At 39.7% G+C, this 4,605-nt stretch carries 5 protein-coding genes and 3 pseudogenes; 2 read left to right on the forward strand and 6 right to left on the reverse strand.

What is annotated here, in order from left to right; all coding sequences use genetic code 11:
* From PVV64_RS09840 to PVV64_RS09860, 5 genes and pseudogenes are all read right to left on the reverse strand, one after another.
* On the reverse strand, nucleotides 1-532 hold a 532-nt coding region (locus PVV64_RS09840; protein ID WP_404978427.1), incomplete at its 3' end, for a DUF6990 domain-containing protein.
* Between the two features lie 99 nt (nucleotides 533-631).
* On the reverse strand, nucleotides 632-1,267 hold the full coding sequence (locus PVV64_RS09845; RefSeq protein WP_273760820.1) for an SMI1/KNR4 family protein: 636 nt from the start codon (nucleotides 1,265-1,267) through the stop codon (nucleotides 632-634).
* A 58-nt stretch (nucleotides 1,268-1,325) separates the two neighbouring features.
* Nucleotides 1,326-2,972: pseudogene (locus PVV64_RS09850) on the reverse strand (HNH/ENDO VII family nuclease); the annotation flags it as partial.
* 228 nt (nucleotides 2,973-3,200) lie between these two features.
* On the reverse strand, nucleotides 3,201-3,770 hold the full coding sequence (locus PVV64_RS09855) for an SMI1/KNR4 family protein (RefSeq protein ID WP_273760821.1): 570 nt from the start codon (nucleotides 3,768-3,770) through the stop codon (nucleotides 3,201-3,203).
* Complete coding sequence (locus PVV64_RS09860) at nucleotides 3,767-4,042, reverse strand: HNH/ENDO VII family nuclease (RefSeq protein ID WP_273760822.1); 276 nt, start codon at nucleotides 4,040-4,042, stop codon at nucleotides 3,767-3,769. The genes PVV64_RS09855 and PVV64_RS09860 overlap by 4 nt, the downstream gene beginning before the upstream one ends.
* Between PVV64_RS09860 and PVV64_RS09865 the strand changes: the two are divergent.
* Together PVV64_RS09865 and PVV64_RS09870 are read left to right on the forward strand one after the other, a co-directional pair.
* Nucleotides 4,035-4,160 (forward strand): annotated as a pseudogene (locus PVV64_RS09865) (exonuclease); the annotation flags it as partial. The gene PVV64_RS09860 and the pseudogene PVV64_RS09865 overlap by 8 nt on opposite strands.
* Nucleotides 4,161-4,245: 85 nt before the next feature.
* Nucleotides 4,246-4,521 carry an AlpA family transcriptional regulator gene (locus PVV64_RS09870; protein ID WP_273760823.1) on the forward strand — a complete coding sequence of 92 codons (276 nt, stop codon included), beginning with the start codon at nucleotides 4,246-4,248 and terminating at the stop codon, nucleotides 4,519-4,521.
* Nucleotides 4,522-4,524: 3 nt separating this feature from the next.
* Here PVV64_RS09870 and PVV64_RS09875 read toward each other — a convergent pair.
* Nucleotides 4,525-4,605 (reverse strand): annotated as a pseudogene (locus PVV64_RS09875) (integrase dna protein); the annotation flags it as partial.

The raw sequence follows: 4,605 nt of genomic DNA on the forward strand, positions 1-4,605 counted from the left end.
TTTTATAGGCTTTTGCAAAAAGAAGTAGACGCTCATACCGCGTCATCGCTTTGTAATCAGAAAATTCTGGTACATGTAATTGAGATGTGGGCTTAGAACGCTTTAAAGACTCTATATCACCAAGCAATGCTTGTGCAGCGGCAGAATGATTAGCAGCTTCCTCGCACAACTTTTTTTCAATATCTTGTGCTTTCGCCCACGCAATTACTTTGTTTAAAGATTCCTCAATATGACTTTCAGAAAGATCAGGAGCTCTAACCCCAAAATTCTCCTTCGCATAAAATAGCACATCTTCATATTTACGCTGTGATTCTTGACCTCTAGAATATTGCCGAGCAAGGCAATAAGCAGCGGTGGTGAGATTAGCCGAAAGCAAAAACTCTTTGCCACTCTCTCCATAATTTTTTACACTATATCCAATACCGATAATGCGGTCAGGAAGATGATAATGCGCAAAAGTATCCCCCACATCATCACGATAAGGCTCCCAGCCAATCTTTTTTAAAATTTCTGTAACATCTTTGGTTTGCATAATGTTTCACTTATCAACTAATTGTGCAACATCAGCTAAGGTATAGGTTTTCATGAATCCTCCCCTGCATGTTCCTTAATTCTTTTGTATAAAAATTACTTATATAATACTGAGGATCTCTAGAAAGATTAGAGATTTCCCATTACCAATATTATCTCCCCCATAACTTTTTCCAAAAACGCTCGTAAAAAGGGATAGGTTGTCGAGTGGGAGGGATCTCTGGTTTTTCAATTGGTTGATCACCATCAGGTATCTCATCTCCCACGCTTTCTTTAATTCTTTTACAAAGGAATTCATAAAAATTACTTGCGTAATATTCGCACTCTTCAGATGGAAGCATGACATAGAGTGGGCATTCACCATCCCGAAACTGTGTATAATCAAAGTAAAAGGTTTCACCAAAATCTGTTCTGCTAACGGCAAGCTGTTCTGGTGTTCAAAACCATGTTTTCTATAATAATTTAAGTTTTGTAAAACAATGTCATCAAAAGGAATATCTTCTCCACACTCTTTATAAAGGCTATAGATTTCATAACCAGCAATGTCTCCTCCTTTATAATGTTTTAAAAAAGCTTTATAGGAAGATGTGAATTGTAAACCGAGAGCTTTCTCCGCATTTTCAATCCATATATCATCGACCGCATTTTCTGCAGTACCAAAACGGACAATATCACTATCATATTTATCAACTTTATCAACTAATTCTATAACATCATCTAAGGTATAGGTTTGCATCAATTATTCTCCATAAGTTATCCTACAAGTTTCTCTTTTTATCAACCGTAGAGCATTACTACCGATGCTCCTGTCCCCATCTGTCAAAATCTAGACCTATAATACCCCATCTCATATCGATGATTCCTCCCAAATGACTGTTTTTTTGTTCTCTATAGTCTTTAGCACGTTCCTTCCAATATTCCGCTCTCCACTTCTCAAACTTTTTTCTCTCTATAAGTGATTGATGTTTTTGGGGATTAGCATGAATCACAGAAGTATATTTTTTATGAAACTCATGGCTCATTACTGCTAAGGGCCCATCAGGGGCCTGATTTAGGTGATGCAACTCAACAGACTTATCATCAAACCCTATAGGTGCTCTTCCTGCTTCCATTCTCTCAATATTGGTACCCCACACTTCTTTTTTGTTTTCCATCCATTTAACAATTTTGTTAGGATCAAACAAATCGTCTCTCTGATAAACTTTGTTTGTCTGAGCAAATTTGCTATCGGTAAATTTAGTGGGTTTCTTTTTTAACCAATGCTTTTTTTCTTTAGCAGCAATTTTGATCTTTTCTTTCTTCGCTTCAAGCTTGGCAAGATCTCCCTGAGCTGCAAGTTCTGCAAGATTTTTCTTGGAAGCAAATTGGGCAAAATCTTTCCTCGCTATAAATTTGATCAAAGCCTTTTCGCCAAGCTTTGCGCCTCCCTTGACTGCCCCAGCGCCTCCAGCCAACAGGGATGCTGCTTCCGTCAATAATTTTCCGAGTTCAACACCCGCTTTAAAGGATCCACCGGCACCGGCTCGCTCATATTCCTCCGCCATTTTATTAATGCGATCTACATAGGATTGCCCAAGGTCCGCCCAATTGTCGCAAAATCTCACCACTCGTCACTAACTCTTTAAGCGCTTTCAAAGTCTCTTTGAGGTGACTGGCTATTTGCCAAAAACCTTGAGCCGTATCGTATAATTCAGCCGGTACACCAGCTACCATACCAGCCGCAAAGCTTACATTTTGACCACCACTAATCGCGGACCATTTCATAAAAACTGCTGCTTTACACAAATAGTCAGAACACTCTTCTAATTCTTTCTTCATCTGGGCTTGTTGCGCACTGCTGAGGTAGTTATTTTTCGCGGCATTACCTGCAGCATCGGCGCCGGTATTGACATCACCACCAGCAAGGGCGGCAGCAAAGCCCCCCGCAATGCGGGCCACATCAATGGTGTGCTCTCTAAAGTCTGCAAACTGTGCATCAATCTTGGCAGTGATGCGGGCTTGTTCTTCCGGCGTTGGGGTGCGACCATCTAATGCCCCCATTTCCTCTTTGATAATGTTTTGCATCCACAGTTTAAACTGGAGCATGGCTGCGGTTTCGCCTACAACACCCCCCACGGCGCCAGCCGTACAATCACCACTCGCTGTCGCACCTACAATACAGCCAAGACCAGCATGGGCAACGATCTGCGTGACCGTGTCAATCTTCCCTTCAGCCTTGGCGGTACCGATTTCTTCTGCCAACGATTTGCCAACCGTATCAGACAGAGCGATGCGCAGATTGTTTAAAAAGTTCTTATCTAAAGAACCGCCTTCAAGAGCCGTTTGAACGCCCGTGCCAATAGCACAAGCTTTGATCAGGTTCTTTTCTGCCTCACGGGTAATACGATCAACCAAAGGGGCGGTTTGGATAAGGATTGACCAACTCCAGCCATCTCTGTGAGTCAGCTGGTTCAGTAAATTTAGTGGGTTTGCCTTTTAACAAATTCTTTTTTTCTTTAGCAGCAAGGTTGGTCTTTTCTTTCTTCGCTTCAAGCTTGGTCAGATCTCCTTGAGCTGCAAGTTCTGCAAGATTTTTCTTGGAAGCAAATTAAGAGATCACAAATAATACCACTACTCGGAATATCTGCTGCATATCCCTTATAAACGTTACGTATTTCCTCCCCCCCATGTCATTTCCCCCATAATTTTTTCCAAAAACGCGTGTAAAAAGGGATAGGTTGCGGAGTGGGAAGGATCTCAGGCTTTTCAATTGGTTGATCACCTTCAGGTATCTCAGCTCCTACGCTTTCTTTAATTCTTTTACAAAGGAATTCATAAAAATTACTTGCGTAATATTCGCACTCTTCAGATGGAAGCATGACATAGAGTGGACACTCACCATCCCGAAACTGTGTATAATCAAAATAAAAAGTTTCACCAAAATCTGTTCTGCTAACGACAAGCTGTTCTGATGTTTCAAAACCACGTTTTCTAGCATTTAAGTTTCGGTAAACAATATCACCACCAGGGATATCTGCTCCACACTCCTTATAAAGGCTAAAGATTTCTTCACCACCAATTTCTCCTCCTCCGTAATTTCTAAAAAAACTTTTGTAGGACGATGTGAATTGCAAACCGAGAGTTTCTTCAGCTCTCTTTATCCATACATCATCAGGTGCATTATCTGCAGTGCCAAAATGAGCAGTATCATTATACTTATCGACTAATTTTATAACATCAGATAAGGTATAAGTTTTCATATACTTTTCTCCATTAAATTATTTTCTTGAATATATCTCTTAGCACGCTCCTTCCAATATTTTTGTCTCCAATTATCAAATTTTGATCTATTAATACCAGATCCCATTGTATTGGGATTAATATGAATAACAGAATTATTATTTTTATGGAATGTCCTAGTAACCTCTGCTATGGGACCATCATGTGTTTGCAGCATATGATGCAATTCAATAGGATAACCGTCAATACCAATAGGAGCTTTTCCTGATAGCATTCTTTCAATATTGTGCATGAAAGTCAAACGGATCAATCGTGATGAAAAACACATTGAAGAAATTAATCAAGCTGTTGAAGCCTTTTTAGCAGAAATAGAACAAGACAAGACAAAGATCTTGACCAAAGCTGCTTAACCTTATGGGGGTGCTTTGTTCATTGCATGCCTCCTAGCACCCCCGCCCCTTTCATAATCATTATAAATAAAAAGGATTGCTTTAAATGAATGAAGAAAAATTAACCGCCTCAATAAAAAAAGTAAGTTTGTTTGAACAAGCTTTATTATCAATGCGCCTGCAAAGGCTCGTCAATATACAAGACCTATCGATTTATCTTGGAATGTCTATGACCTCTATTAGAGAGCTTGTAAAAGCTGGTGTTTTTCCTAAACCAATACAAGAAGGACGATACTTAAAATGGGATATAGTTGAAATCGACCGCTATATTGAAAGCAAAAAAGCCGAAAGAGACTCTACAGAATTACCATCACTATCGTAACAATCAACACCCAGTCACAAAAGATGCCCATTGTTCTAAAAGAACACGGCGTTGTTCCAAAAAATCAGTCCTCATATAAGCTTT

The organism is Bartonella sp. ML70XJBT.G (genome assembly GCF_028618575.1).
In the GTDB taxonomy this organism is placed as follows: domain Bacteria; phylum Pseudomonadota; class Alphaproteobacteria; order Rhizobiales; family Rhizobiaceae; genus Bartonella.